The 26,925-nt window shown below is 41.8% G+C and carries 30 protein-coding genes and 4 pseudogenes; 28 read left to right on the top strand and 6 right to left on the bottom strand.

Going from position 1 to position 26,925, the window contains the following annotated elements; translation table 11 throughout:
- The 7 genes and pseudogenes from FTT89_RS10660 to FTT89_RS10640 form a co-directional block, all read left to right on the top strand.
- The coding region (locus tag FTT89_RS10660; protein WP_180006754.1) for a DUF2345 domain-containing protein at window positions 1-1,010 on the top strand (1,010 nt) is incomplete at its 5' end.
- Window positions 1,007-2,458: a hypothetical protein gene (locus FTT89_RS10655; RefSeq protein WP_180006755.1), complete on the top strand. Its 1,452-nt coding sequence runs from the start codon at window positions 1,007-1,009 to the stop codon at window positions 2,456-2,458. The genes FTT89_RS10660 and FTT89_RS10655, both read left to right, overlap by 4 nt.
- A 4-nt stretch (window positions 2,459-2,462) precedes the next feature.
- Window positions 2,463-3,530: a PoNe immunity protein domain-containing protein gene (locus tag FTT89_RS10650; RefSeq protein ID WP_180006756.1), complete on the top strand. Its 1,068-nt coding sequence runs from the start codon at window positions 2,463-2,465 to the stop codon at window positions 3,528-3,530.
- A gap of 81 nt (window positions 3,531-3,611) precedes the next feature.
- Window positions 3,612-3,731 (top strand): annotated as a pseudogene (locus FTT89_RS14635) (hypothetical protein); the annotation flags it as partial.
- A 4-nt stretch (window positions 3,732-3,735) separates the two neighbouring features.
- Window positions 3,736-4,803, top strand: coding sequence for a PoNe immunity protein domain-containing protein (locus FTT89_RS10645; protein WP_180006757.1), 1,068 nt, complete (start codon window positions 3,736-3,738; stop codon window positions 4,801-4,803).
- Between the two features lie 93 nt (window positions 4,804-4,896).
- Window positions 4,897-5,004 (top strand): annotated as a pseudogene (locus tag FTT89_RS14630) (hypothetical protein); the annotation flags it as partial.
- A 4-nt stretch (window positions 5,005-5,008) separates the two neighbouring features.
- Complete coding sequence (locus FTT89_RS10640) at window positions 5,009-6,076, top strand: PoNe immunity protein domain-containing protein (protein WP_180006758.1); 1,068 nt, start codon at window positions 5,009-5,011, stop codon at window positions 6,074-6,076.
- A gap of 77 nt (window positions 6,077-6,153) precedes the next feature.
- On the opposite strand, the pseudogene FTT89_RS10635 reads toward FTT89_RS10640, so the two are convergent.
- Window positions 6,154-6,420: pseudogene (locus tag FTT89_RS10635) on the bottom strand (4Fe-4S dicluster domain-containing protein); the annotation flags it as partial.
- On the opposite strand from FTT89_RS10635, the gene FTT89_RS10630 reads away from it, so the two are divergent.
- The 12 genes and pseudogenes from FTT89_RS10630 (at window position 6,414) to FTT89_RS10580 (ending at window position 14,779) form a co-directional block, all read left to right on the top strand.
- Window positions 6,414-6,785: a hypothetical protein gene (locus FTT89_RS10630; RefSeq protein WP_180006759.1), complete on the top strand. Its 372-nt coding sequence runs from the start codon at window positions 6,414-6,416 to the stop codon at window positions 6,783-6,785. The pseudogene FTT89_RS10635 and the gene FTT89_RS10630 overlap by 7 nt on opposite strands.
- A gap of 17 nt (window positions 6,786-6,802) precedes the next feature.
- Window positions 6,803-7,750, top strand: a complete 948-nt coding sequence (locus tag FTT89_RS10625) for a hypothetical protein (RefSeq protein ID WP_180006760.1) — start codon at window positions 6,803-6,805, stop codon at window positions 7,748-7,750.
- A gap of 2 nt (window positions 7,751-7,752) precedes the next feature.
- Complete coding sequence (locus FTT89_RS10620) at window positions 7,753-8,688, top strand: hypothetical protein (RefSeq protein WP_180006761.1); 936 nt, start codon at window positions 7,753-7,755, stop codon at window positions 8,686-8,688.
- The gene (locus FTT89_RS10615; RefSeq protein WP_075175634.1) at window positions 8,688-9,611 is read left to right on the top strand and encodes a hypothetical protein; all 924 of its coding nucleotides are present in this window, start codon (window positions 8,688-8,690) and stop codon (window positions 9,609-9,611) included. The genes FTT89_RS10620 and FTT89_RS10615 overlap by 1 nt, the downstream gene beginning before the upstream one ends.
- Window positions 9,612-9,821: 210 nt before the next feature.
- On the top strand, window positions 9,822-10,541 hold the full coding sequence (locus tag FTT89_RS10610; RefSeq protein WP_228289503.1) for a hypothetical protein: 720 nt from the start codon (window positions 9,822-9,824) through the stop codon (window positions 10,539-10,541).
- A gap of 1 nt (window position 10,542) precedes the next feature.
- Entirely contained in the window at window positions 10,543-10,956 is a 414-nt protein-coding gene (locus tag FTT89_RS10605; RefSeq protein ID WP_168369763.1) for a hypothetical protein, read from the top strand.
- A gap of 164 nt (window positions 10,957-11,120) precedes the next feature.
- A pseudogene (locus tag FTT89_RS14620) lies at window positions 11,121-11,222 on the top strand (IS5/IS1182 family transposase); the annotation flags it as partial.
- Window positions 11,223-11,306: 84 nt separating this feature from the next.
- A complete protein-coding gene (locus tag FTT89_RS10600) occupies window positions 11,307-11,585 on the top strand; it encodes a hypothetical protein (RefSeq protein WP_228151051.1) in 279 nt (92 codons plus the stop codon).
- Window positions 11,586-11,686: 101 nt separating this feature from the next.
- The gene (locus tag FTT89_RS10595) at window positions 11,687-12,115 is read left to right on the top strand and encodes a hypothetical protein (RefSeq protein ID WP_075167225.1); all 429 of its coding nucleotides are present in this window, start codon (window positions 11,687-11,689) and stop codon (window positions 12,113-12,115) included.
- A 297-nt stretch (window positions 12,116-12,412) separates the two neighbouring features.
- Complete coding sequence (locus FTT89_RS10590; protein ID WP_168369752.1) at window positions 12,413-12,859, top strand: hypothetical protein; 447 nt, start codon at window positions 12,413-12,415, stop codon at window positions 12,857-12,859.
- Window positions 12,860-12,871: 12 nt separating this feature from the next.
- Entirely contained in the window at window positions 12,872-13,345 is a 474-nt protein-coding gene (locus tag FTT89_RS10585) for a hypothetical protein (protein WP_228289504.1), read from the top strand.
- Window positions 13,346-13,516: 171 nt separating this feature from the next.
- Window positions 13,517-14,779, top strand: a complete 1,263-nt coding sequence (locus tag FTT89_RS10580; protein WP_180006762.1) for a type VI immunity family protein — start codon at window positions 13,517-13,519, stop codon at window positions 14,777-14,779.
- Between the two features lie 147 nt (window positions 14,780-14,926).
- Here FTT89_RS10580 and FTT89_RS10575 read toward each other — a convergent pair whose 3' ends face one another.
- The gene (locus FTT89_RS10575) at window positions 14,927-16,639 is read right to left on the bottom strand and encodes an electron transfer flavoprotein-ubiquinone oxidoreductase (protein ID WP_180172853.1); all 1,713 of its coding nucleotides are present in this window, start codon (window positions 16,637-16,639) and stop codon (window positions 14,927-14,929) included.
- Between the two features lie 188 nt (window positions 16,640-16,827).
- On the opposite strand from FTT89_RS10575, the gene FTT89_RS10570 reads away from it, so the two are divergent.
- The 5 genes from FTT89_RS10570 to FTT89_RS10550 all read left to right on the top strand — a co-directional run bounded on the left by FTT89_RS10570 (window position 16,828) and on the right by FTT89_RS10550 (window position 21,241).
- A complete protein-coding gene (locus FTT89_RS10570; protein WP_034598302.1) occupies window positions 16,828-17,439 on the top strand; it encodes a DUF1285 domain-containing protein in 612 nt (203 codons plus the stop codon).
- Window positions 17,440-17,485: 46 nt separating this feature from the next.
- Window positions 17,486-18,355: a glutamate racemase gene (gene murI, locus FTT89_RS10565; protein ID WP_127801786.1), complete on the top strand. Its 870-nt coding sequence runs from the start codon at window positions 17,486-17,488 to the stop codon at window positions 18,353-18,355.
- Between the two features lie 114 nt (window positions 18,356-18,469).
- On the top strand, window positions 18,470-19,498 hold the full coding sequence (locus FTT89_RS10560; protein WP_127801785.1) for a DUF4062 domain-containing protein: 1,029 nt from the start codon (window positions 18,470-18,472) through the stop codon (window positions 19,496-19,498).
- 66 nt (window positions 19,499-19,564) lie between these two features.
- The gene (gene hemH, locus FTT89_RS10555; RefSeq protein ID WP_005181909.1) at window positions 19,565-20,593 is read left to right on the top strand and encodes a ferrochelatase; all 1,029 of its coding nucleotides are present in this window, start codon (window positions 19,565-19,567) and stop codon (window positions 20,591-20,593) included.
- 3 nt (window positions 20,594-20,596) lie between these two features.
- Entirely contained in the window at window positions 20,597-21,241 is a 645-nt protein-coding gene (locus tag FTT89_RS10550) for an MBL fold metallo-hydrolase (RefSeq protein WP_163146170.1), read from the top strand.
- A 69-nt stretch (window positions 21,242-21,310) separates the two neighbouring features.
- On the opposite strand, the gene FTT89_RS10545 is transcribed toward FTT89_RS10550, so the two are convergent.
- Window positions 21,311-21,490, bottom strand: a complete 180-nt coding sequence (locus tag FTT89_RS10545) for a hypothetical protein (RefSeq protein ID WP_005181916.1) — start codon at window positions 21,488-21,490, stop codon at window positions 21,311-21,313.
- Window positions 21,491-21,671: 181 nt separating this feature from the next.
- The gene (locus FTT89_RS10540) at window positions 21,672-21,845 is read right to left on the bottom strand and encodes a DNA gyrase inhibitor YacG (protein ID WP_005181919.1); all 174 of its coding nucleotides are present in this window, start codon (window positions 21,843-21,845) and stop codon (window positions 21,672-21,674) included.
- An 84-nt stretch (window positions 21,846-21,929) separates the two neighbouring features.
- Here FTT89_RS10540 and FTT89_RS10535 point away from each other — a divergent pair, with 84 nt between their 5' ends.
- Both FTT89_RS10535 and FTT89_RS10530 read left to right on the top strand, forming a co-directional pair.
- Window positions 21,930-22,580, top strand: coding sequence for an SAM-dependent methyltransferase (locus tag FTT89_RS10535; RefSeq protein ID WP_171066723.1), 651 nt, complete (start codon window positions 21,930-21,932; stop codon window positions 22,578-22,580).
- A 2-nt stretch (window positions 22,581-22,582) separates the two neighbouring features.
- Window positions 22,583-23,785, top strand: coding sequence for a TIGR03862 family flavoprotein (locus FTT89_RS10530; protein ID WP_180006763.1), 1,203 nt, complete (start codon window positions 22,583-22,585; stop codon window positions 23,783-23,785).
- Between the two features lie 65 nt (window positions 23,786-23,850).
- Here FTT89_RS10530 and FTT89_RS10525 read toward each other — a convergent pair whose 3' ends face one another.
- Together FTT89_RS10525 and FTT89_RS10520 are read right to left on the bottom strand one after the other, a co-directional pair.
- Window positions 23,851-24,399 carry a hypothetical protein gene (locus FTT89_RS10525; RefSeq protein ID WP_180006764.1) on the bottom strand — a complete coding sequence of 183 codons (549 nt, stop codon included), beginning with the start codon at window positions 24,397-24,399 and terminating at the stop codon, window positions 23,851-23,853.
- Between the two features lie 13 nt (window positions 24,400-24,412).
- Window positions 24,413-25,195, bottom strand: a complete 783-nt coding sequence (locus tag FTT89_RS10520) for a class I SAM-dependent methyltransferase (protein WP_171525510.1) — start codon at window positions 25,193-25,195, stop codon at window positions 24,413-24,415.
- 121 nt (window positions 25,196-25,316) lie between these two features.
- On the opposite strand from FTT89_RS10520, the gene FTT89_RS10515 reads away from it, so the two are divergent.
- On the top strand, window positions 25,317-26,591 hold the full coding sequence (locus FTT89_RS10515; protein WP_016659613.1) for a hypothetical protein: 1,275 nt from the start codon (window positions 25,317-25,319) through the stop codon (window positions 26,589-26,591).
- A gap of 100 nt (window positions 26,592-26,691) precedes the next feature.
- Window positions 26,692-26,889: a hypothetical protein gene (locus FTT89_RS10510; protein WP_005181929.1), complete on the top strand. Its 198-nt coding sequence runs from the start codon at window positions 26,692-26,694 to the stop codon at window positions 26,887-26,889.
- Window positions 26,890-26,925: the final 36 nt, after the last annotated feature.

The raw sequence follows: 26,925 nt of genomic DNA, 5'->3' as shown, positions 1-26,925 counted from the left end.
AAACACTGGCCAATGACGACCCTGCCAAAGCAGATGCCTTTAAGTCTGCGATCATGGTATTGGCTGCACCAAACTCTATTGCCTTAAGTAGTCAGCAAGATGTGCATCTCTCTGCGGATGGTCAGATTAGCCACAGTGCAGGAGAAAGTATTAACCTCAGCACACAACAGTCTTTGATTGCGCATGCCAGCCAGAAACTAAGCCTGTTTGCAGCACAAGAGGGGGCACGTTTGTATGCCGGTAAAGGCAAAGTCGAAATTCAGGCCCAAGGGGATGGCGCAGATCTTATTGCCAGAAAAGGGGTGCAGGTCATCTCCACAGAAGATGTTATTGATTTTAAAAGTGCTAAAGAAATTGTTTTAACTGCAGGTGGTTCACAGCTAAAAATAAATGCTTCGGGGATTTTTCCTACGACTGGCGGTAAGTTTGAGGTTAAGGCAGGGCAGCATCAGTTTGTGAATGGAAAGAATGTATCAGCAAAATTTCCAGCTTTACCTACCTTTAAATTATTACCTAATAAAGTGGAATTAAAATACATTTATGATGACTTAAAACCTGTTGCACAAGCTCCATTTAAATTGATTTTTGCTGATGGTTCTGCCCAAGAAGGAGTACTAGATGCCGAAGGTTATGCCAAAGTCACTATTCCTAGTGATAAAACTCAACCTAAAGTCTACTATGGCTTTAGTAGTGTTGAGGCGAAACCAGATAGAGAAAAAGTTGATAATCCTTTCAAAGATCAAAAAGTGATGAGTGTTACTGAAGCAGAGCAGTTAATTGAAAAATATAATCAACAGGAACTTGATGCATTATTAGATGAATATTTCCCTGATGAAATTGAAGAGATGCTCACGTCAAATAATATCGAATACGACGATCATGTAAGCGATTATGAAGAACAATTAATACCACAACAAAATGATGTAGACGATGCAATAGCAGATGATTTAGAAGAAATTTTACTTACAGATGATTCTACTTCTAGATTAGACCTAGGAGATAAACAATGAATACTGCCGTAGCCAAGGGTTCAACGCAAGCTGTGAGAATAACAGCTAAAGGGGAAGAATCGGCGGCTCAATGGATTAAAGGTGTACTTGATGGTAGTGGCTCCAGTCCTGCTCAAATTATTGTTGCAGTTGTGATAGGTTGTATACCCTTTGTTGGTCAAGGCGTTGATGTCGGGAATGTGATTGTCTCAGTCGTTAAAATATCAGAAAAGCCAGATAATAAAGAGAATTGGTTTGATTTGGTATTTAATCTTGTTGCATTTGTTCCAATTGCTGGTGATGGATTAAAAATTGTTTTTAAACAATTGCGTTCAGGTAAAGCTATGGGAGCTATTTTGGATGCAATACCAAGCAAAACATTACGTGGTGATGTAGATAAATGGTTTAGAACCTTAAATTGGAATACATACACAAGAGAGCTGCAAACAACTAGTAATAAAATTATTGATGGTTTAATTGGCGTTTTTGATAGTTGGATGACCCGAGCTGTTCTCGGCAATGCTAAGTTAAAAACATTAGTAACTCAGCTTCAGCAAATGAAGAAAGTTGCCAATCAAAAAATTGATATGGTTATGAAAGAAATGCAAGCAGCCCATAAAAAGGCACTAGCAACTCCTTATCCTAACACTACAGCTAGAGCTCCAATTACGACTCGAACACCAACAACAACCAGTAGACCAAATCAAAATCCAGCCCCACGCACTCAGCAAAATGGCAATGTACCAAGAAATACTGGAGGAAATAATGTAAGCCCAGGTCGTCAAAATACTTCAACGCGACGTCAACAATTACAGCGAAAAAGAAGGTCGAATCAAGAACTTGGTTCTGGTGGTGAACATATAACAGATTACTACTATGTAAAACGCATGAAAAGTCGCTCTAAAATTAACAATAATGGTGTGCTGTACGAATATCACGATACGGGTCATAACGGTATCGATCACGTTTGGCATAGTGCTCGACTAGCACATAAGTATCGTGTAACAGACAGTAAAGCGACCAATGCTCTGAGTCATCGAACACTCATGACGCCTAAAGCAGCCATGATGGCATTGAAAATGGGTCTCGATGTTTATATGGCATCAGACCAAGATGATAAAGTGAAACGCTCCGTTGGAACAACGGTGAGTGATGGCGTACAAATGTCACATTTATGGATTGCTAATAAGATAAAAAGCTCAAAAATTATTGAGTTACATGAAGAAAAATTGATTTTACAAATAGAAGCATGGCGACGTGTTAACTTTAAACCAAGTACAGAAAGAAAAATTGGAAAAACCGTTGCAATACGTTGTCCTTATGATAGAAGCCTAGTTACGATTACAGGCGATAAATTTGACCATCATGAAAAATGTAAAGGTTTAAATAAACCCAAGTGCACACGGACAGTGACTGCGCATGGGATTAAATTAGAATTTGTTTTACCCAATGAGATGTTGGAGAGATAAAAGAATGTCGATACAAGTAAGTGATAAAGATATAGATTGGCACAGTTGGTTAAATTTAGAAGTAAAAGATTCAAAAAAATATAGAGATAACTTTCTTGAATCAAAAATGTATCATAAACGATTTGACATTTTAGTGAATGGTATATATTCCGTTACAGACGGTTTCAATAAGTATAAAAATGATTCTAAATTTGGCGGATATATCGCAGCTGGTCATCAACGCTTACAAGATGCTTTAAACTTAATATCTTTACAATATTCCGCGGGTGGAGATTTAAATTTTTTAACGGAACTTTACCCATATATTCTTCATTGGACAGAAGAGTATGCTGAAACGAGTCATCTTTATAATTTAAGCCCAGATGCAGGTGGACGTTATGTCTGGCATATTTCTTTAGGAACTGAAGATTATTGGTATATTGCATTACGATTGATATGCTTTGGTTTACTGACAGGGTATGCAGATCAAATGAGTCGAATTATGACGATTATCGACTACACAGAAGCAACACCTGAAGGACAAGAAAAAGATGGCTTAATCGAGCGATTGGTTGCTCCATTTGTAACAGATCGAGGCATACCACCGAATGATGCACGTCGTCATTTGCCTTATCGTAAGCTCATTAAAGTTTTTGATGCTGCACCTGAAAAACGTCCAGCGATGATGTTGCAGTACTTAGAAGATTGGTATGAAGCCAGTCGTCGTGAACCTTATCATGATCAACATCCACAACCTGATATTAGATCAGGTATCAGTTATTTTGGTTATTGGTCATGGGAAGCGGCAGCTGTTACATGGTTGTTAGATATTGATGACACCACTTATCGAGATCACCAATTTTATCCAAAAGATTTAGTTGATTTTGCTAGATCGCAAGCTGAATCGGTTTCAGCAGAAACCACTATAGAAAAAATTAAAATCAAAGGTGGAGAGCAATCCACGAAAACAGGTTTTTGGACGACTCCTGCCCAGCCAAATCAGCGTCAGCACTTTAGTAAAGGTGAGATTTTACCAACGCTTTCTGAACAAGATTGGGGTGAAGTATATTGGTATTATGATGGTGAAGAATAGAATTAAAAATGCCCTTCGGGGCATTATTTTTATATGGATAATATTATTGCCCATTCTTAATATCATAAGTCCAAAGAAAAAAATAACTTCAACCATCATGAAAAATGTAAAGGCTTAAATAAACCTAAGTGTACACGGACAGTAACTGCACACGGTATTAAATTAGAATTTGTTTTACCAAACGAGATGTTGGAGAGATAAAAGAATGTCAACACGAGTAGATGATCAAGAAATAGATTGGCAAAAATGGTTGAGTTTAGAAGTAAAAGATACAAGTTTATTTAGAGATAAGTTGCTTGAGCAAGAAATGTATCACAAGAGATTTGATACGTTTGTTAATGGGTTATATACAGTTGTTGATGGATTTAGCCATTATAAAAATGATTCTAAATTTGGTGGATATATAGCATCTGGTCATCAAAGATTGAAAGATGCTCTGAACTTGATATCTTTACAATATTCAGCAGGCGGGGATTTAAATTTTATAAAAGAACTTTATCCATATCTTCTTCATTGGACAGAAGAATATGCTGAAACGAGTCATCTTTATAATTTAAGCCCTGATGCAGGTGGCCGTTATGTCTGGCATATCTCCTTAGGAACAGAAGATTATTGGTATATTGCTTTACGATTGATATGCTTTGGTTTACTGACAGGTTATGCAGATCAAATGAATCGGATTATGCCGATTATCGACTACACAGAAGCAACGCCTGAAGGACAAGAAAAAGATGGCTTAATTGAGAGATTGATTGCACCATTTGTAACAGATCGAGGTACACCACCAAATGAAGCACGTCGTCATTTACCTTATCGTAAGCTCATTAAAGTTTTTGATGCTGCACCTGAAAAACGTCCAGACATGATGTTGCAATACTTAGAAGATTGGTATGAAGCCAGTCGTCGTGAACCATACTTTGAACAGCATCCAGAAACCGACTTAAGATCTGGTAGAAGTTATTATGGTTATTGGTCATGGGAAGCAGCAGCTGTTACATGGTTGTTAGATATTGATGATACAACTTATCGAGATCACCAATTTTATCCAAAAGATTTAGTTGATTTTGCTAGATCGCAAGCTGAATCGGTTTCAGCAGAAACCACTATAGAAAAAATTAAAATCAAAGGTGGAGAGCAATCCACGAAAACAGGTTTTTGGACGACTCCTGCCCAGCCAAATCAGCGTCAGCACTTTAGTAAAGGTGAGATTTTACCAACGCTTTCTGAACAAGATTGGGGTGAAGTATATTGGTATTATGATGGTGAAGAATAGAATTAAAAATGCCCTTCGGGGCATTATTTTTATATGGATAATATTATTGCCCATTCTTAATATCATAAGTCCAAAGAAAAAAATAACTTCAACCATTATGAGAAATGTAAAGGCCTAAATTAGCCAAAGTGTACACTGACAGTAACCGCACACGGTATAAAATTAGAATTTGTTTTACCAAACGAGATGTTGGAGAGATAAAAGAATGTCAACACAAGTCAATGATCAAGAAATAGATTGGGAAAAATGGCAATTTCTAGAGATTAATGATGAAACAAAATTTAGAGATAATTTTTTAAATGCCCAAGATTATCATGAAAATTTTGAAGAACTTATAAATGGACTATATACCGTTGTAGATGGTTTCAGTCATTATAAAAATGATTCTAAGTTTGGTGGATATATAGCATCTGGTCACCAAAGAATGAGAGATGCATTAGATTTGATGTCATTACAATATTCAGCAGGTGGTGATTTAAATTTCATAAAAGAACTTTACCCGTATCTTCTTCATTGGACAGAAGAATATGCTGAAACGAGTCATCTTTATAATTTAAGCCCTGATGCAGGTGGACGTTATGTCTGGCATATTTCCTTGGGAACAGAAGATTATTGGTATATTGCTTTGCGTTTAATTTGCTTCGGCTTACTTACAGGCTATACAGATCAAATGAATCGGATTATGCCGATTATCGACTATACAGAAGCAACTCCTGAAGGGCAGGAAAAAGATGGCTTAATCGAGCGATTGATTGCTCCATTTGTAACAGATCGAGGCATACCACCGAATGATGCACGTCGTCATTTGCCTTATCGTAAGCTCATTAAAGTTTTTGATGCTGCACCTGAAAAACGTCCAGCAATGATGTTGCAATACTTAGAAGATTGGTATGAAGCCAGTCGTCGTGAACCTTATCATGATCAACATCCACAACCTGATATTAGATCAGGTATCAGTTATTTTGGTTATTGGTCATGGGAAGCGGCAGCTGTTACATGGTTGTTAGATATTGATGACACCACTTATCGAGATCACCAATTTTATCCAAAAGATTTAGTTGATTTTTCTAAAGCACAATCAGAAAAAGTACAAACACAAGATTCAGTAGAAAAAATTAAAATCAAAGGTGGGGATAAATGTCCAAAAACAGGTTATTGGACGACTCCAGCCCAACCAAATGAGCGTCAGCACTTTAGTAAAGGTGAGATTTTACCAACGCTTTCTGAACAAGATTGGGGTGAAGTATATTGGTATTTTGATGGTGAAGAATAAAACTATATCGCTCAAGGGGAAACTTTCGTATTTATCGAAGTTTAATAAAAAAACTTTAGCGAGGGTTTTAAAAGACATTACATATTCGAATAGCTCATATCACCTGCACCCTCAGGTACAACCCAAGTAATATTTTGTGACGGATCTTTAATATCACAAGTCTTACAGTGAACACAGTTCGCAGCATTAATTTGGAAATGCTTAGAACCATCATCATTTTCCATTATTTCGTATACACCAGCAGGGCAGTAGCGCTGAGCAGGCTCATCCCATTGAGGAAGGTGAAGTTTTATATCGTGTTTTAGATCCACGTAGTTTAGATAACAGTATTTGTTGGATGCGTAAGTCTGAGTTTGGAAAGCTAAAAAGTCGTGAAGATTGGCGTGATAAATTTGCAGTTTGGGCAAGCTGGAATGCTAATGGTGAATATCTTGAATATACAGTTCCTAAAGGACAGAAGTTGTATGCATGGGAAGGACCTGCTGCTTCACAAGAGCTTGGCGAATTTTATTTAAAAGGTGGTGGGATTCAAATTGTACTTCATCCTGATCATTTAATTCCTTCGGGATTAAGCAAGCGAAAATTGACAGGTTGGGGCTATGGCACCGACACTGAGATTGGCAATTTTTCAATGGTGGGTGTTCCAACTTTGCAAACTAAAATGGGCGATTATAGTTTGGCTGCCAAGCTAGAACATAAACCGAGATAAACAAGATAGAGAAAACTATGAATTACGAAGTAAATCCTAAAGCTGCATATTTATTAGAACAATTTAGCTCGTTAGAATTTTTTGAGACTATGCGAAATAACTATGGTTTTTTTTTAGATAGTTTAGAAGAACTATTTGAAATCTATATGCATAATTTACCATATAATTTACGAAGTTTACCCTATCCAGAACAAGCAGATATTCAATGGGGTGGGACTGTTTTGCCTAATTTAAGAAATACGATGGATCGTATAGAGTCTGCGTACGCAAAAATAAAAACAGGTGATTTTACTTATTTACGTTGTACTGGAGAAATACGCTCTAATGATAAAGGTTTGAGTGAATTTTCTCCACATTGGATGGATGATTTACCTACAGATAAAGTAAGACGGTGCTGGGATTACTATTCAATTGCAAAAAATTATGCTTCTATTATTGGGAGGACATACCCGACCTATTGGAGTATGGATATGCTGAGTAATGGTTATCCAGAAGCTGATGTATTTCATGGAATAAATTTAGTTTTACCTGACTCTTATCCAATTTATAGGGTAAATCCAGAAATAATAGTTAAATCTAATGAAAAAGTTGAAAAAACAGGTGTTTATATTTGTGACGAAGACAGAAAAAGAATTGAGTTTATGGCAGCAAGTGAGGAAGAGGATAGAGGAGTAGGTAGTGTTATAGCTACTGGTATGGATCCTGAAACATTTGAGACCTTATATGGTGATTGTACTTGGACCTTAGTTGAGCGGATTGCAGATGAAGGTGGTTCATCTGAGACAATTCAAGTTGAAAACTTAAAAGGTTTTGCTGGTCAGACTTGTCAACGGACAGGTAATTGGTGGAGTCCTGCAAATCAATTGCAATCCCGTTATTTTGAACAGGGAGAAGTATTTCCTGAGTTTGAGAATAATAGTTGGGGGGAAACAATTTGGTATTTGGAAGTGACGAATAAGAAGTAAATATGTGTTATAGCGTAAATCCCAAAGCTGTATATTTGTTGGAACAGTTTAGCTCCTTAGAGTTCTTTGAAGTGATGTACAACAACTATCGTCTCTTTTTAGAAAGCCTAGAGGAGCTATTTGAAATCTATATGCATAATTTACGAAGTTTACCATATCCAGAACAAGCAGATATTCAATGGGGGGGAACTGTTTTGCCTAATTTAAGAAATACGATGGATCGTATAGAGACTGCATACGCAAAAATAAAAACAGGTGATTTTACTTATTTACGTTGTACTGGAGAAATACGCTCTAATGATAAAGGTTTGAGTGAGTTTTCTCCACATTGGATGGATGATTTACCTACAGATAAAGTAAAAGAATGTTGGGATTATTATTCAATTGCCAAAAGCTATGCTTCAATTATTTCAAATACTTATCCAACCTATTGGAATATTGATGAGCTTGTTATTGATTATCCTGAAGCTGATATATTTCATGAAATCAATCTAGTTTTACCTGACTCTTATCCAATTTATAGGGTAAATCCAGAAATAATGGTTAAATCTAATGAGAACGTTGGGAAAACAGGTATCTATATTTGTGAAGAAGATAGAAATAGAATTGAGTTTATGGCAGCAAGTGAGGAGGAAGGTAGAGGAGTAGGAAGTGTTATAGCGACTGGAATGGATCCTGAAACATTTGAGACTTTTTATGGCGATTGTACTTGGGTACTAGTTGAACGCATTGCAGATGAAGGTGGTTCATCTGAGACAATTCAAGTTGAAAACTTAAAAGGTTTTGCTGGTCAGACTTGTCAACGGACAGGTAATTGGTGGAGTCCTGAAAATCAATTGCAATCCCGTTATTTTGAACAGGGAGAAGTATTTCCTGAGTTTGAGAATAATAGTTGGGGGGAAACAATTTGGTATTTGGAAGTGACGAATAAGAAATAATGTCTAAGTTTAAGATTCATCCTCAAGAAATTTATTTATTAGAACGCTATAGTTCGGCTGAATACTTTAGCGAACTAGTCGATACTTTTAAGAATATGCTGGATGCAGCAGAGGATGCGCTCGAGCTATTTATGCAAGATTTACCTTATGATTATCGGAACCGTCATATTTCACAACAGCCCGATGTGGTTTGGGGTGAGCATGTTTTGCCTAATTTTCGATCAACTCTAGAGGCATTAAATTATGGATATAAACGTTTATTAGAGGGTGATTTATCTGCTTTACAATATGCAGGGAATGTGGTGACTGACTTTAGAAATCAAAGAATAGACTATTTCCCTGATTGGATGGATGAGGGTAATTTAGCCTTATTTGATCAATGGCAAAGTAAAGCTAGTAAGTTATCATCTAATATTAAAGCTACAGTTTTTGGTAGCTGGCCTATGACTTTTTTAAAAGAAGACTATGATTCAGATTATTTAGGAGAGTTAAACTTACCATCATCTTTACCAATATATAAGTTAAACCAAAATGTTACGGTAAAAACAGGCGAAACTGTGCCACAGGATGGTATTTACATTCCTGAAATACAGGAAGCAAGTGCACAGCTGCTGCTTAAAGGGCATGATGCGATAGAAGCATTAGTGGGACTTGATCCAGATTGCCCACAATATGATCATGAGGAAGATACGGAATGGGTATTGGTTGAACGAATTGCAGACGAGGGTGGGTCATCTGAGACTATTCAAGCTGAAAATTTAAAAGGTTTTGCTGGGCAGACTTGTCAACAGACAGGTAATTGGTGGAGCCCTGCAAATCAATTGCAATCCCGTTATTTTGAACAGGGAGAAGTATTTCCTGAGTTTGAGAATAATAGTTGGGGTGAAACGATTTGGTATTTAGAAGTGACGAATAAGAAGTAAATATGTGTTATAGCGTAAATCCTAAAGCTGTATATTTATTAGAAGAATTTAGCTCGTTAGAATTTTTTGAGACCATGCGAAATAACTATGGTCTTTTTTTAGATAGTTTAGGCTTTGTTGCATAAATATGTAAGCATCTGATTTAAATAAATTTAATTTTGGATCAAAAAATAATCAAAACTTTTAAAATCATATAGTTATGAAATCTTTGTGCAACAAAGCCGTATGATTGGCTCAATCTATACAACTGCAAAAAACGTTGTGGATGGCTCAATACTTTTCGTTGAAGAAGCTAAAAATAAAACTTTAGGTTCATACTCTCAAATTGTGAAGAATTATGTAGCTGAACATGAAAAAAAATCACGTCTATCAAATGATAAACATTTTGCAAAATTTCAAGCTGCCAACGCACCACTTTTTAAAGACTTTGAAAATAGGATTTCAAAAAATATATTTCAATGGGACACAGGAATTAAGACCAATAACTTACGACGCCAATTAAAAAATACAGCTTTTGTTAAAGGGGCTAACTATCAAGGGGGCATACCTGGATATTTGAAAAATATGAATGAGGTAGGTCGCATCAGTAAAAATCTGAGGTGGGGCGGTAATTTGATGATTGGTATGAGTATTGGTGAAGGTGGCTATAATATTTACAAATCCGCAGAAACAGGAGATGCTAAGCAAATTAGAAAAGCTGTATTGGTTGAGCCTTTGAAAGTAGGAGGAAGTATATATGGAGGAACAAAAGGAGCTGCTATCGGTGGTGCTGCTGCTTTAGTAATTGGTGTAGGGACTGGTGGTATTGGACTAGTTGTTATAGGGGCTTGTGCTGTTTTAGGTGGATTAGGAGGAGGTATTATTGGCGGTAAAATCGGTGAAACTATAGGAAATGGTGCTGATCGTAGTATAAATTGGATGATAGATTAAAATGTTTGAAAAAACTTTGGAGATAATATTTGCTCTTACAGGTGCTCTTTGGCTTTCAATCTCATTGATAACAAGTTTCAAAAGCTATGCATACGTTAAAAAAAATCTAGGTTCTATCTCAGAATTATTGTTTGGCAATCCTAAGTATTTTAAAAAATTAGATTTAACTAATTTTTTTTTGATAGAGACAACAACAGCAATTATTGCAGCTGCAAGGTTTAGAGAATTAAAAATATTAAAACGAGACACTGTTTTCTCAAAAGGGCTATTTCCTTTAGCTCCTAATCTTAATGATAAAAATCTTAACTTATTATTAAAAAAACATGGGCAATGGTATAATTCTGTCGTAAAGAATATAATTATTTCAGCATTTTGTTTACTTCTATTAGGAACTATATTATTAATTTTAAAGTAAATAGGTGATAGCTTGAATGTTCTAATTTTTTCTGTAAAGCGAACAAGGTTTAGAAAGTATAATTAAATTTTCTATTTAAAAATATCAAAATGTAAATTTTAATTATTTTAGGCTTTGTTGCACAAAGCTATTCTTAAGGACTCCTTCGGCAATATAATTTCCAAATGAAGAAGCCTACACACAAAATCTACCGCACAACCAATTGGCCCGCATATAACCGAGCTCTCATTAATCGTGGGAATATTGCCATTTGGTTCGATCCAAAGTAAGCGTCCGCTGAATCCCATACCAATTTTTAATTCGATTCAGGTTTCCAGCAGTGCGGCAGCAATTCTTCAATTTGGGTCACTTTGTGTGTCGGTAGCTTTTTCAGCACATCACTTAAAGTTGAGGGCTTTAATGAATGGGAACTTTACCAGTATGTTGTGGAAAAAATAGCATTAGCACGTGAATATGGTTTGGAAGGTACTCGGGATATTTTAAATTTTATTTGTCTAACGTTGATATATAAAAATACTTTCGAGCAAGAAGAGCTGCTTCAAAGTGTGCTGCTAAAAGTGAAAAATAAGATGATGACAATGGATCAGGCGATGGAAGACTTAGAGAGTTTAGTTGACGAAAACGAATAAACTCATAAAACATAACTTTATGCTAACACAATTAATTTGGCATCAAAGAAACGTGAAGTTAGGAATATTCTTTAAGTAAATTAAAAATTATAGGTGATGTGATGAATATATTTAAAAAAATTGTGATGCTGCCAGTAGGCTTGGCTTTAGGTTTGGTTGGTTGCAGTGCAGGCTCAAGTAAAACTTATATACTTACGACAACCTCCTTTAATTATGATCCAAGTTATCGCACATATGATGTTTTGTTAAATGAAGAGTTAATTGGTAGTGGCGGTACGAAAAGATCGGCAGTTATTACAGGACCACAATATGTTACATGGGGGCAAACAAATATTCGTAAACAACACGTTGCAAAAAATATTCCTTATTTAACCAAAGAGGATTTAAAAGGAAAAAGTTATTTAGCAGTGCATCTCTATCCGGATGATAGTGTTGAAATTACACTTACAGATTCTGAAAGCATGCCTAATGCTACACAGAAAGGGCTAGAATGGAGAAATAAACTACGAAAAGAGAAAAATAATAAATAGTGGTGTCCTATGATAAGTAATATAAAAAGTTAAGAATACAAATCAAGATGTAGATAATCTTGGTCCACAAAAAAACAAGACTGTGCTGATGGGGATTCAAGTTAGTCATCCTATTTATGTATCTGGTGTCGGAACCTCATTTAATCGTGAGCTAAATATAGTCGAAAAAAGAATAGCCACAGTGCAAGATTATGAGCTTACAGGTGGTGTAAGACGGATAAGATATGGTGAAAATCAAATCAATATTAACTTTTCGAAGCCGTTCGAAAAGAAGTTGGAGTCGCGACAGGTGATGTGATGAATATATTTAAAAAAATTGTGATGCTGCCAGTAGGCTTGGCTTTAGGTTTGGTTGGTTGCAGTTCAGGTTCCGGTAAAACCTATGTTCTAACGACCACATCATTTGGCTATGATCCAAGTTATAGACCATATATTGTACGAGTGAATGGCGAGGAGGTTGGAGGAGGCTTTGGGGCAGCCACTAAACGATCTGCGATTATTACTGGACCACAATATGTTACATGGGGACAAACAAATATTCGTAAACAACACGTTGCAAAAAATGTTCCTTATCTGACCAAAGAGGACTTAAAAGGAAAAAGCTATTTAGCAGTGCACCTTTATCCAGATGATACGGTTGAAATCACACTGACTGAAGGGCGGAATATGCCTGATGCTACAAAAAAGGGATTAGAAGTAAGATCAGAATTAATTGATGAATTAAATGAGAATGATAAAAAATAAAAAGGTAAGAATATGGTTTCTCAATTACAAAAAATAAAAAATAGCAATCAAGATGTCAGTAATCTGCATCCACAAGCCAAGCAAGATTGTGCGGATGTAGTTAATATTTCTGTTTTTTTTGATGGGACAGGAAACAATTTAGAAGCAGACCAAGATAAAGGAAAGCTCGCCAACCCAGCAAAGTTATGGCGAAATGCACAATCTTATAGTTTATTCGAAATTGAGCGTACAAAGTCGCCAGTGAAGTTAAATCATCCTATTTATGTTTCTGGGGTTGGAACCCCATTTAATGGGGAGCTGAGCAAAGTTGATAAAATAATAGCTAAAGTGCAAGATCATGACCTTTCGGGCGGTTTTACAGGCGTTGGTGGTAGAAGACGCTTAGAATATGGTGAGAGTCAGATCAGTAAAAGTTTAGAAAACACCGGCTTTGTTGCACAAAGATTTCATAACTATATGATTTTAAAAGTTTTGATTATTTTTTGATCCAAAATTAAATTTATTTAAATCAGATGCTTACATATTTATGCAACAAAGCCATCTGCGAATAAAAACAATAATTTTCAATTTTTCGTTAACATGGAGATGCTACGTCAAAGGATCAAAGTAAAGCTTAAACTCAAGGGAATACAAGAGGTAGAAGAGGAAATTAATATAATGAGTACATCACAACTCTATTTAAGTAAACAAGAAATAGAGGAGTTAGTTCGGGATATTCCTCAAGATACTTCAATTCTTTATGGGGAGGAAAACCAAGAATTTGGTGTTTGTCCTTGTGTTACTTTTTATATTTGTAATAAAGATTGTGTAGAAATATTAAATAAAGTTGTGGCTATTTATATCGAATTTGAAAATTCTATTATAGATAAGCCTTTTCAATTAAGGTTTAGGAGTGATACTGAAGTATGGAAAAAGGCTAATAAGTGGATTAGAAGTCGTAACGAAATGTTAACGGAAATGACAACGGTTTATAAAAAACATTTTATTTACTATATTGGTGCAACATCTGCAGAATCTCCTAATCAAAGTGCACGTTGGGCCTTAGGCGCTAAAATTAGAGACTCAAATGAACGTTATTCTAGTATTAAATTAACCTTTGGTGATAAATGGTATAGATCTAATCCAGTTAGGTGGCATCATTTTGTTAAGCAGTGTCTAGAAAAGCTTAACCCAATTCAAGCCTATAGTGGCTATGAAATAGGAAATACAGGGCAATTTGCATTTGTATCTCCAGAGTTTGAAACAGTTGAGCGGACTTTTACGGATTATTTTTACGGGCTCGATATAGATCATCCTGGGATGGAGTTTTCTCATGAAAATATGTTTGTCTCAGAAGATCGTGACGCTTTAGGTGGAGGAATTCGTACCCCAACATGGTGTTTTTTACTTTCGCCCTATTGGCTAGAAAAGTTAGGTTTAAGTGAAGAGCAAATTCGCGAAAAACTCAATGATCCACGTATTGAAATAACTAAAATAGAGGATTCAGAAAATCCTAATCTATATAGTCTATGGATCCGTTTGGGCGAGCTCTCACTTTATCCAGTTGAAGAAGGTGTCCCTGATCTATTGGTATTGGCAAATGAGCTAATTAAACCGATACGTTGTGATAACTTAAAACTTACGACCTTAGATGCATGGTCAGATGATCCAAACCCACGTTTTGATGTAGTAAGTGCGAAACAATGGATTGCTCGATTTGATAAAGACAGTACATGGCCTGAATTAAAACGAGTGGAAGTCGAAGCTCAAGAACCAGAAAGAATTGATATTGTACTCGCTGGAGAACCCTGCCCACACGCAGGTTACTGGTATACATTTGCCAAAGAAAACTCACGCCAATATTTTAAACACGGAGATACTTTCCCTGATTTTGAAAGTGATTGGGGGGATGTGTATTGGCAGTTTGATGGGGAAGAATAAACTCAGTCATGAACGGCTTACTATAACTTTAGTATATATTTTTACTAAAATAACAAAAATAAAAATAGCTATAAGTATTGAGTTAGATTTATCTAAGAAAGAAAAAATAAACCCGCTTACGCGGGTTTATTTTGATCTCAATCGAGATTACATATTTGGATAGTTTGGACCACCACCACCTTCCGGTGTTACCCAGGTGATGTTCTGTGATGGATCTTTAATGTCACAGGTCTTGCAGTGTACGCAGTTGGCTGCGTTAATCTGGAAGCGCTTGGAACCATCATCATTTTCCATAATTTCATATACACCCGCAGGGCAGTAACGCTGTGCCGGCTCATCCCATTTAGGCAAGTTCACATCGACCGGAATCGAGGCATTGGTTAGTTTCAGGTGCGCTGGCTGGTTTTCTTCGTGTACGGTATTGGATACAAACACCGAAGACAAACGGTCAAAGGTCAGCTTGCCATCCGGTTTTGGATAGTTCGGCTTAAATCTTACCGCATCTACGGTTTTCAGTGCGCTGAAGTCAGGCACCAAGTCATGCAGGGTAAATGGCACTTTAAAGATGTTCTGGTCGATAAAGTTAAACGCACCACCAAACCATTGACCAAACTTGTGCATTGCCGGGCCAAAGTTACGCGCGTTGTAAAGCTCTTCTTTTAGCCAGCTGTTGTTGAACTTCTCAGTGTAAGAGGTTAATTCTTTTACAAAGAAATCTTCACCCTCAGTCACGCGGGCAATCGCCAAGTCACCACCTTTTTCGACACCAGCAGCAATCGCTTCAAAGACTGCCTCACCACAGAGCATGCCGGATTTCATTGCGGTATGAGAGCCTTTGATTTTGGCAAAGTTCAGGAAGCCTGCATCATCACCAATTAAAGAACCACCCGGGAAAGTGAATTTAGGCAGCGAGTTAAAGCCACCTTTGGTTACGGCACGCGCACCATAAGAAATACGCTTACCGCCTTCCAAGTATTGCTTAATCAGAGGATGAGTCTTCCAGCGCTGCATTTCCATAAATGGATACATATGCGGATTTTCATAAGACAGATCGACGATCATCCCCAGCGTGACCTGGTTGTTTTCCGCGTGGTAGAGCCACCAGCCGCCGGAAGAACCGGTTTCAGACAATGGCCAGCCAGCACCGTGCATCACCAGACCTGGTTTATGTTTGGCCGGATCAATTTCCCACAGCTCTTTAATGCCGATACCGTAGTGTTGAGGGTCGGCATCTTTGTCCAGATTAAATTTCTGGATCAGGCGTTTGCCTAAGTGACCACGACAGCCTTCAGCAAACAGGGTGTATTTGGCATGCAGTTCATAACCTGGGGCAAAGTTGTGGGTCGGTTCACCATCTTTACCAATGCCCATATCACCGGTTTGAATGCCTTTTACTGTGCCATCTTCATGGTACAGAATTTCAGACGCCGCAAAGCCCGGGAAAATAGACACTTCCAGTTCTTCGGCTTTCTGGCCTAACCAGCGCACCACGTTGCCCAGTGAAATGACATAGTTGCCATCGTTGTGCATGGTTTTTGGCACCATCCAGTGTGGTGCTTCTTTCGAAGTGGTTTCAGACAGCAGGAAGAACGTTTTATCTTCTGTCACCGGTACATTTAACGGTGCACCTTCTTCTTTCCAGTTCGGGAACAGCTCATTGATGGCACGTGGTTCCAGCACCGCACCTGACAAGATGTGCGCACCGACTTCGGAGCCTTTTTCTACGACACAAACGGACAGATCATTCAGGTTATTTTCAATTGCAAGTTGACGGATTTTAATCGCCGCAGACAGACCCGCAGGGCCAGCACCTACGATAACTACGTCAAACTCCATCGATTCACGTTCGATGTGTTCCATGTAGGACTCCTCATAATACTAGAAGGTGGCAACCGTCATCTCAGAATCCGGTGCTGCCATGAGTGTTCTTAGTTCCTAGACACAAATTTGCTATCGTGTCTTTTATATTGTGGGCTAGTATAGTTTTAAACCTTGGTCTAGCCAATTGGCTGAATCATATTATTTTTCCGTCAGCAGGGTATTCAATGATGAACAATGAGCACAATGAACCAAATCCGACGAAAAAAGTAGCATTTTCTGATGATAAAAATTTAATGGGCATTGCGCAATACTTAAAAGATGCACAGCCCGGTCACAAAAGGTCAATTCCCCCTTTGGAGCAATGGCATCCAAAGCATTGTGGCAAAATGGATTTAACGGTAAAAGCCAATGGAGAATGGTGGCACGAAGGTCAATTGGTGAAGCGCCAGTCATTAATTGAGCTGTTTTCTACCGTACTCTGGAAAGAAGGTCACACGTTCTATTTAAAAACCCCGGTCGAGCAGATTGAAATTGAGGTGGAAGATGAGCCTTTATTTGTCAATCAGGTAGATCAAGTTGATATTGAAGGCAAGACCTATCTGCAACTGACCACTACCACCCAGGACCTGGTGATTGTCGATGAGCAGCATCCGATCTTTATGCGTGAATATGAAGGGGAGTTGCGTCCCTATGTGCATGTGCGTTTTGGCCTAAATGCCCTGATCCAGCGCGCGGCTTTTTTTCATCTGGTCGAGCTGGGCAGCTTGCAGGAAAATGCCGAGGGCGATGCAATTTTAAGCCTGAAAAGTGGTGATTTGCTATTGCAATTAGGCACCTGAGGTTTAAGCTTGAGCCATCCTATTTCAAACTGCTCATTCCGCTGCCATGACCGCCATTCATCCCCTTGCTCCTTTGTTGCACCCTATGACCAGAGCGCAGGCGGATGCGCCAATCGGGATTTTTGATTCAGGCATTGGCGGCTTGTCGGTGGCGCTGGAAATTGCCCAGCATTTGCCCAATGAACAGATTGTTTATTATGCCGACACGGCGCATGTGCCTTATGGTCCGCGTGATGATCAGGAAATTCGCGAACTGACCGCTCAGGCTATCGAGTGGCTGTATCGGCAGGGCTGTAAAATTGCAGTGGTGGCCTGCAATACTGCTTCGGCCTTTAGCCTGGATTATCTGCGTGCGCATTATGGGGAAGATTTCCCGATTGTTGGTTTGGTCCCAGCCTTAAAACCGGCGGTACTGCAGAGCAAAACCAAAACCGTGGCTGTGCTGGCGACACCGGCGACCTTTCGTGGCCAGCTAATTAAAGACGTGATTCAGCGTTTTGCCTTGCCGGCCGAGGTCAAAGTGATTCCTTTAACCTCGCTTGAGCTGGTGCCTTTTGTGGAAAGCGGAGCGCAAATGAGTGCTGCCTGTTTAACTACTTTAAGTGAACTGTTACAGCCAGTGGTGGATGCTGGCGCAGATCATCTGGTGCTGGGGTGTACCCATTATCCCTTCTTAAAAACTGCGATTCAGTCTATTTTTGGTCAGAAATTGACATTAATTGACTCAGGAACTGCCGTTGCGCGTCAAACTTCCCGCATTTTAACGAAAAATGAGTTATTATTTGAACAGAGCCGAGCCGATCAGGTGCAGATTCATTGTTATGTCAGCGGTCAAAATGCTGAACATTTACAACCGATTGTCGGGCGTCTGATGCCTGAGCAGATCCGCTGGAAAATTTCCAATCTGCCACGCTAAGCCAGCTCCATAAAGAAAGCAACATGATTGCTTCAGCATGACTTATTTTTTGATTGGGGAACAATACTGATGCCCATTGGGCGCTTCAGCTATTGAGGGAAGGAAGGAGAGCCAATGCTCGATAAACGCTATCAGGTATTTATCTCTACGTCCGGTTCAGAGATGCAGCCGGAACGCATGGTATTGACACAGACCTTGGTGGGAATGGGCTTCTTTTCCTGGGGCTTGGAGCAGCGTACGCCATTGAGTACGGCATTTGCCCGTCGTCAGATTGATGACTGCGATTATGTGGTGCTGTTATTGGGCAGCCAGTATGGCGAGCAGTCGGTATCGGGTGTGGGCTATATGCATCTGGAATATATTTACGCGGTCACCAAGCAGAAACCGATGATTGTGTTTATGCATGAAGACCCGGATTCACGTGATGCCAGCTTGCAGGATGCCAAACCTGAACTGCGGGAAAAATTTAAAGAATTCCGTCGCCTGTTACAGCAGGAAGTCGATCAGGTGTTTTGCTATCGCAGCTTGCGTGATCTGGAGCTGGCGGTACGCTTTAATATGCCGCAAATGCTGGAGCGTTATCCGGTGGTGGGCTGGGTGCGTCCGCAAAATACCCAGGCCCTGCATGATGAAATCGAGCAGCTACAGGCCAAAGTGGCCCAGTTAAAAAATGAACTTGGCAAGACCGAAGCCGATCCATTCTTAAGCCTGCCCAAAGTATCCATGCATGAAGCTTTCCAGTTTGAATACCGGATGCATGCCTATCAGGATGGTAATTTTAAAGAACTGAAAGTACAAAAACAGCTGACCTGGGCGCAGCTGTTCAGTATTTTAGGCTCGACCTTTATTCATCCGACCCCGGAAGAATATTTTTCCAAACGCATGAATGAATATTTAAATGATACCGGCCTGACTGATGCGCGGCGTGAAATGCCACGGGCGCATGCGGTGGCACGGGCGCAAATCAATATTCGTGCCTTGCATACCATTAAAATGCAGATGCGCCAGAATGACTGGATTGTGCAGGCCGGCCGGGATGAACGCCAGCGTATGCTATGGCAGACTACAGCCAAAGGGCAGAAGTTGCTGGACAGTAACCTGCTTGATAATGATCGTGTTTTTCAATATAAATCGACGTATTAATTCATTTAGTAACAGACGGGAAAGCTGTTAAAGTAAACGCGTTCCCTGATGATTCCTGAGAGCCTAATGTCTGTTGTTGCGAAACCGAAAATCACCATTATTCTGGCCAATTTGGGCACACCGGATGCACCGACTGTGCCCGCGGTACGACGTTTTCTGAAACAGTTCCTGTCTGATCAGCGGGTGATTGAAATTCCCAAACTGCTGTGGCAAATCATTTTAAGGCTGTTTATTTTACCGTTTCGCCCCAAACGCGTGGCACATGCTTATGCCATGGTCTGGAATCAGGATTCGCCTATGCGCGAAATTTTGCAGGCGCAGGTTGATGCCATCAGACAGACCTTAACTCCGCTCTACCCGGAATTTGAGCTGAATATTGTGCCAGCCATGACCTATGGCAACCCGGGCATCGACGCTTTGCTGGCAAAGCTGGCCCAGCAGCCGCAAGATCATCTCCTTGTCCTGCCACTATTCCCTCAATATTCCGCAACTTCTACCGCGCCGCTATATGATGCTATAGCCAAATGGATTCCGCAGCAGCGCAATTTGCCGGGGCTGAGCATTATCCGCGATTATTATCAGCATCCTTTGTATATTCAGGCTTTGGCGCAGAGTGTGCGCGAATTTCAGGCCGAGCATGGTCCGGCGGAAAAACTGCTGATGTCATTTCACGGTATTCCACAGCCCTATGCCGATAAAGGCGACCCGTATGCCGAGCGCAGTCGCACAACCGCTCAACTGGTGGCACAGGCGCTGGGTTTAAATGAGGATCAGTGGGCGATCAGCTTCCAGTCACGTTTTGGCAAGCAGGAATGGGTCAAGCCCTATACCGATGTGCTGCTCGAAGAATGGGGCAAGCAGGGGGTCAAATCGGTTCAAATCATGAGTCCGGCATTTTCTGCCGACTGTCTGGAAACCCTGGAAGAACTGGCGATACAAAATGCCGAGATTTTTCAGCAGGCGGGCGGGGAACACTATGCCTATATTCCGGCGCTCAACCAGCGGGACGATCATTTACAATTGCTGAATGCCTTGCTTCAGGCTAATCTGGATGCGCTGAAACAGACTTTTGCCCATTTTCAACAGGACGCTTAACCCATGTTACAAGTCAAAATTGTGCCGGTCACGGCATTTGCCCAAAACTGTTCCATCGTCTGGGATGCAGAAAGCAAAGACGCCATTTTGATTGATGCGGGCGGCGAACCGGACAAGCTGCAGGCAGAAGTTGAAGCACTGGGCTTAACTGTGAAAGCCTTATGGTTAACTCATGGTCATCTGGATCATGCCGGTGCTGTCGGCGCCTTAAAAAAACGCTGGGATGTGCCGGTCATTGGCCCGCATAAGGAAGATGCATTCTGGCTGGATATGATTCAGGAAGTATCGGCGCGTTATGGTTTCCCGATTCCTGAAAAGGTCGAGGTGGATCAGTGGCTGGAAGGTGGTGAGCAGCTGCAGCTGGGCAATGAACAGTTTGAAGTGCGTTTTGCGCCGGGACATACCCCAGGTCATGTGATGTTCTATAATGCCAATTACGGTTTGCTCTGGACCGGTGATGTGCTGTTTAAAGGCTCGATTGGCCGGACAGATTTCCCGCGAGGGAATCATCAGCAATTACTGGATTCAATCCAGCGTGAATGTTTTAGCCTGCCCGATGAAACCCAGTTTATTTCAGGGCATGGTCCGATCAGTACCATTGGTTTTGAAAAACAGCACAATCCTTTTGTGGCGGGGCAGGCCGGTTAATCTGCAAATTTCACCCTAACCAAAGTCAGCACAGTGCTGACTTTTTTATTGCGCCGTTTTGATTGCCATTTATTTGCGAAACGGGTCATTCAGCTGTTTTTTCGCTTCCATGCCCACCAGCCAGGCCATTAAGGCAAATAATACCGCCACCCCAATCAGCAGCGTATCCTGACTATATAAACCGACCGCCAGCATTAAGATTGCGGCAAGCAGAAAGGCGAAAAAAAGAATTTTCAGGAGCGTGGGCATACAGGGCTCGATAATTAGAATCTCGAGGCCATTTAAAAAAGAACCGAATGCGAATAGGGTAACGTTTTGCAGTAAAATTTTTAAATGTGTGCGCTGTTTGCGCAAAGAAGTTTTAAATGTGTAGGATTTTTATTACACCTTTCCAGTAAAAGCGGCTTTTTGTAAAACCGCGTAACCGGTTTTAGTCTTCCGGGTTATCTACCGAGGGTGCATCCTGAGTCGGCAGGCGATATTCATCACTGGCCCAGGCGCCCAAATCAATCAGCTTGCAACGCTCGGAACAGAAAGGGCGAAATTCATTGCCTTCCCAGACAGAAGGTTCACCACAACGTGGGCAAGGGAATGTACGTGGCATGCGGGTCTCCTGATAAAATCCCGGATTAGATTAGGCAAAAACAGCTGCACTTGATAGACTTGTGCGGTTTTTTATAAGTTTGATCTGATTATGCCCATTCGTCAATTTCAAGCCCAGCGTATGCATGCTCCGCGTGACTTTCAAGCCATTGCCAATACTCCTGTCTGTATCGAAATTGGTGCAGGCAAAGGCAAGCACGCGCTGTTGTTCAGTGGGCAACATCCTGAGCAAACCCTGTATGCGATTGAGCGCACCCGGGAAAAGTTTCTGGCCATGCAAAAGCAGCATGGATTAGAACCGCATGCCAATCTGCAGCCAGTCCATGCCGATGCCTTACCGTGGATTGTACATGCGCTATATCCGGCGCAAGTCGAGCAGTGCTTTATTTTATATCCGAATCCGGAGCCGCATAATCCGGCCCAGCGCTGGCTGAACATGCCATTTTTTGAGTTTTTGCTGTCACGTTTGCAACCGAATGGACAGATTACCCTGGCCAGTAATATCCCTGAATATATTGCCGAAGCTGAACAGCAATTATTGGCGCTATGGAAACTACCGTTTGAGAAACAGCGGATTGCCGCCGATTCTGCCCGGACCCATTTTGAAATTAAATATTTGCAGCGCGGTGAATTGTGCCAGCAACTGATTATTCGCAAACCGGAAGGGTATCGTACCCGTTTTGACGATTTTCAGCCGCTTCAGGGCCAGTCGCCAGCGCAGGCAGTGGAAGAATAAGCATGTCCAAGCGGATTGCCATTATCGGGGCAGGCCCGGCCGGCTTGATGGCGGCTGAGGTGCTCAGCCAGTATGGCTATAACCTGCATGTCTATGAGCAGAAGCCTTCGGCAGCACGCAAGTTTTTAATGGCCGGAAAAACCGGGTTAAATATTTCCCATGCCGAAGCAGTGCCGCAGTTTATTCAGCGTTATGATCAGGCCGACTGGCTGGCGCCGTGGATTCAGCGCTGGGATGCTGGCTGGATTCAGGACTGGATGGCAGGCTTGGGCATTCGCTCTTATGTCGGTTCATCCGGGCGGATATTTCCGGTGGAGATGAAAGCTGCACCGCTATTACGGGCCTGGTTAAAACGACTGGCGGATAATGGGGTGCAGTTTCATTACCGCCAGCAGGTCAAAGGCCTTGAGCAGCAACAGCTGCAGATTCTGGACTTAAAACATGGGCAACTGCGCAGTGAAGCATTTGATGCGATTGTGCTGGCTTGTGGTGCGCTGTCGTGGTCGCAATTAGGCAGTGATGGTGCCTGGCAGGACTGGCTCCGTCCAGAGCAGATTGAACCATTTCAGGCCAGCAATGCCGGGGTGGAATATCCGTGGTCCAGCTTTATGCAGCCAGTGTTTGGTCAGCCTTTAAAACGGGTTGAGGCCTGGGTAGAACCGCATACGCGCAGTATCGGCGATATTGTCCTGACCCATTATGGACTGGAAGGCGGCCTGATTTATAAGCAGGGCCGGGCCTTACGTGCACAGCTGAAACAGCAGCAGCGCATGGTGCTGTTTCTGGATTTACTGCCCGAGCAGTCCCAGGCGCAGCTGGCCAAAAAATTACACCCCAGTAAAAAGCAGTCACTTAGCAATGTCTGGCGTAAAGCCGGTTTAGATGCAGCCAAAAGCAGTCTGCTGCGTGAACTGGTCGATAAAAGCTTATGGCATCAGCCGGAGGCACTGGCGGCACAGATCAAACAGCTACGGATTGAATTAACGGGTTTTCGCCCGATTGAAGAAGCGATTAGCTGTGCCGGCGGAATCAAACGCAGTGCCTTCAGCCCGCAGTTACAGCTGAAGGATCATCCGGCAGTATTTTGCTGCGGTGAAATGCTGGACTGGGATGCACCCACCGGCGGCTATTTGCTCACGGCCTGTTTTGCCACCGGACGGGCAGCTGGGGAAGGTGTACATGCCTATCTCGCTACAGGGCAGTAAAACTCACAGACATCCTGCCTGTAAAAAATCAGGGCTATTTAGGGCCCTGAGGTTGTGCATATCATTTAATGCTCGAGCTGTGGATACTGGTCGCGCCAGTGTTCTAATTGCTCTTGGGCATGAATAAATTTCCCCAGACCTTTAACGCTGTCTGGTGCACTCTCCGATGCAGCTGAAGCTGGTTGCTGGGCATGCAGCTGAGCCTGATGATCCCAATATTCATACATCAGGCCCTGGATATAGCGGCCCTGTTCGGTCTTTAAATCCAGCGCTTTCAGCATATTCAGTGCCGACTGGATATTGTCACCTTGCCGGCTTCGTGCAAAGCCATCATCCAGCGTGCCTTGCTGCTGCATCTGCATCAGTTCGGCTTCCATTTCCTCACTCATCTGGCCAAAGCGCTGTTCATAGTCGGTTAGTAGCTGCAGGTCATGCAAGTCCTGCTCGGTTTTTGGGAAAGTGCGTACCGGCTCACTTTTCAGTTCCTGCAGCACCTGATCTTCGGCGCTTAATTCCTGCTTCGGTTCTGGTGATGGATTGCGCTCGCAGGCACTCAGCAGCAGTGCACTGCCAAGCAGACAGGCCAGAGATAAAGGTTTAATCAGATTGGACATGACAGGTTCATCCTTATTGTTCTGTAATTTTTGTAAAGCTATACACATGGGTCAGGTAGGGAAAGTCAATTTGTTGCTGCGGCTGTTTGCCTGTATATTGCAGCACCATCTGCTCGAACTGCTGTTTCAGCTGCTGTTGCTGGTGTTCAGGCAGCGCGGCAATAAAACTGGTAGAAAGCAGGCGTTTTGACACCACCTGTTCAACTGTACCGCTTTGCCATTGCTGAAAAGTAGCTTCTGCGTTAGCGTTAAAGCCGGTCGCAGCCGAAAAGACCTGTCGCCATTGGCCGCTATGAAAACGCGGGGTATCGCCTTCCAGCGGTGCTATATGGTCGGCCAGTGCCTTGACCCAGTCGATGCTGGTGTCACGCTGATTCCAGATCAGCAACAGCTGGCCACCCGGTTTCAGCACCCGGTAAATTTCGTTCAGGGTTTCAAGATTGGCAAACCAGTGAAAGGACTGCGCGCAGCAGACGGCATCGACACTGGCATCAGGCAGCGGCAGGGCATGACTATAGGCTTGAATGCTTTGCACATCAGGATAGTGTTGCTGTAGTTGTGCCAGCATTTCGGCCACCGGCTCAACAGCAATCACATGCGGGCTAAGCTGTTGCAGAATCGGCAGGAATTTACCGGTACCGGCACCTAGGTCGACACAGACCGGTGCGGCATCAGATTTAAGCTGGTTTTTTAACCATGCAACCAGCGCTTGTGGATAACTTGGTCGGACCTGTTGATAAAGTTTGGCGGCTGTGGAAAAGCCTTGTTCTGCTGCAGGATGGAGGAATTGTGTCATATTTTGTGCTTTTTTATCTGCCGGGCATCTATAAAATAACATATTCGCTTTTTAGTCGTCGGCATACGGTCTATTTGTTATTTTGAATCTTGATAGAGGGCTGTGCAGCTCTGGTGTGGGAATGGATAAACACATAATTTTTGAAGACGATCATATCCGCGTCATCTGGATGCCCGGTCATTCAGAGGCGCTGATTTTTTCTTTTGGCGATTTAATTACCCGCGCCAAAGGCCTGACCATTAATGCTGAAAAGTCATTGAGCAAACACGGCTATAATGTGGTTGGCATCATGCCAAAGGAGAAATCCTGGTTTCCCGAACAGTCGATGCGCGCGATGCTGAATGAAATTGCCGCCACCATTGCGCCGTTTCAGCAGCGTATTGGCTATGGCGGTTCGATGGGTGGTTATGCGGCCATCAAATATTCCAACCTGCTGGATTTGCAACGTGTGGTGGCACTGGTGCCGCAATATTCGATTGATCCGGAAGATATTCTGGACACGCGCTACAATATGTTCTTCCATCCGCAACACAATGCTGACATGCGTATTCAGCCCCAAGATGTTTCGGCTGAGCGCGAATATATCGTGATTTATGATCCGCACTATGCCGAAGACCGCGCCCAGTATTTAAAACTGCAGGCGGTACTGCCTTCGCTGCAGACCCTGCATTTACCGTTTACCGGACATGATGCGATTGCGGTGCTGGCCAGTTCCGATTTGCTCAATGATTTTCTTAGCCATCCTTTTGATCCGGCACATTTTTACCAGAAGATGCGTCAGGTCAAAAAGAACAGCAAGTTCTACTATCGCAAGCTGATTGAAAACCTGTTGCCACGGCACAAACATGCGCTGGGGCAAATCCTGAAAAATAACGAACTGCAACTGGACAGCGGCTTTTTTGATGCCAAGCTCAAGCAGAACCTGATTCGCTCGCTGCTCAGCAATAAACAGGTCGATCAGCATGACCTGCATAAACTCGGGATTCAGTTTAACCTGCCGCAGGAAAGCCGCCGCCAGCTGATGGACTGTTTTGGCCATGGGCTGGTATTTAATGTCATTAGCCAGAAGATCGAAAGCTATGCTGCCAGTGCTGTGGCCTTAAACCATAAATTCCTGATTCCGATTTATGCCAAGGGCAATGGACTGGTACAAATCTGGCTGAATGACCAGCGTTATATTGTGGCCATGAATGATCGTCAGGTCATGAAACTGTTTCAGGAACAGGATGAGCTCAGCGCCGGTATGCACCCCATCGTGATTAAAAAATACAGCGATTATTATGTGCTGAGTTATAAACAGCTGAATTTAAGTAGTGATGAATTTGGCGGCAATGAATTTGTCGATGATAGCCCGGAAAGTGCCAAATTTGTGACCCAGCCCGAAGTGGTGCTGTAAGCCAAAACTGCACTGACCCCGAAGTCCTTGTTTTATTTTATATTCAGGCTAAGATGAAGGTGGATATAAAACAACCAGTGGATAAAAGTAGGGTAGTGTTATGACCATTCGACCTCTGTCTGTTGTGGTACTGAGCCTGCTGGGTTGGGCTGTTCCGTCCGTTGCTTCGGCACAAACGGTGCATTATTCAGCCTATATGGTGTTCGGCAGTGGCCTGTTATTGGTATTGGCTTTAACCATTTATGTTATTCGGCAAATCCGCTTTTCTTTACGCAATTATCACAGCAAGCGCCCATGAACTCATGGGCATTTTTTGTGGGCATCCCATTTTTGA

It is taken from the genome of Acinetobacter sp. YH01025 (assembly GCF_013420185.1).
Classification (GTDB): domain Bacteria; phylum Pseudomonadota; class Gammaproteobacteria; order Pseudomonadales; family Moraxellaceae; genus Acinetobacter; species Acinetobacter indicus.
This window is presented reverse-complemented; position numbering and strand designations above follow the sequence as displayed.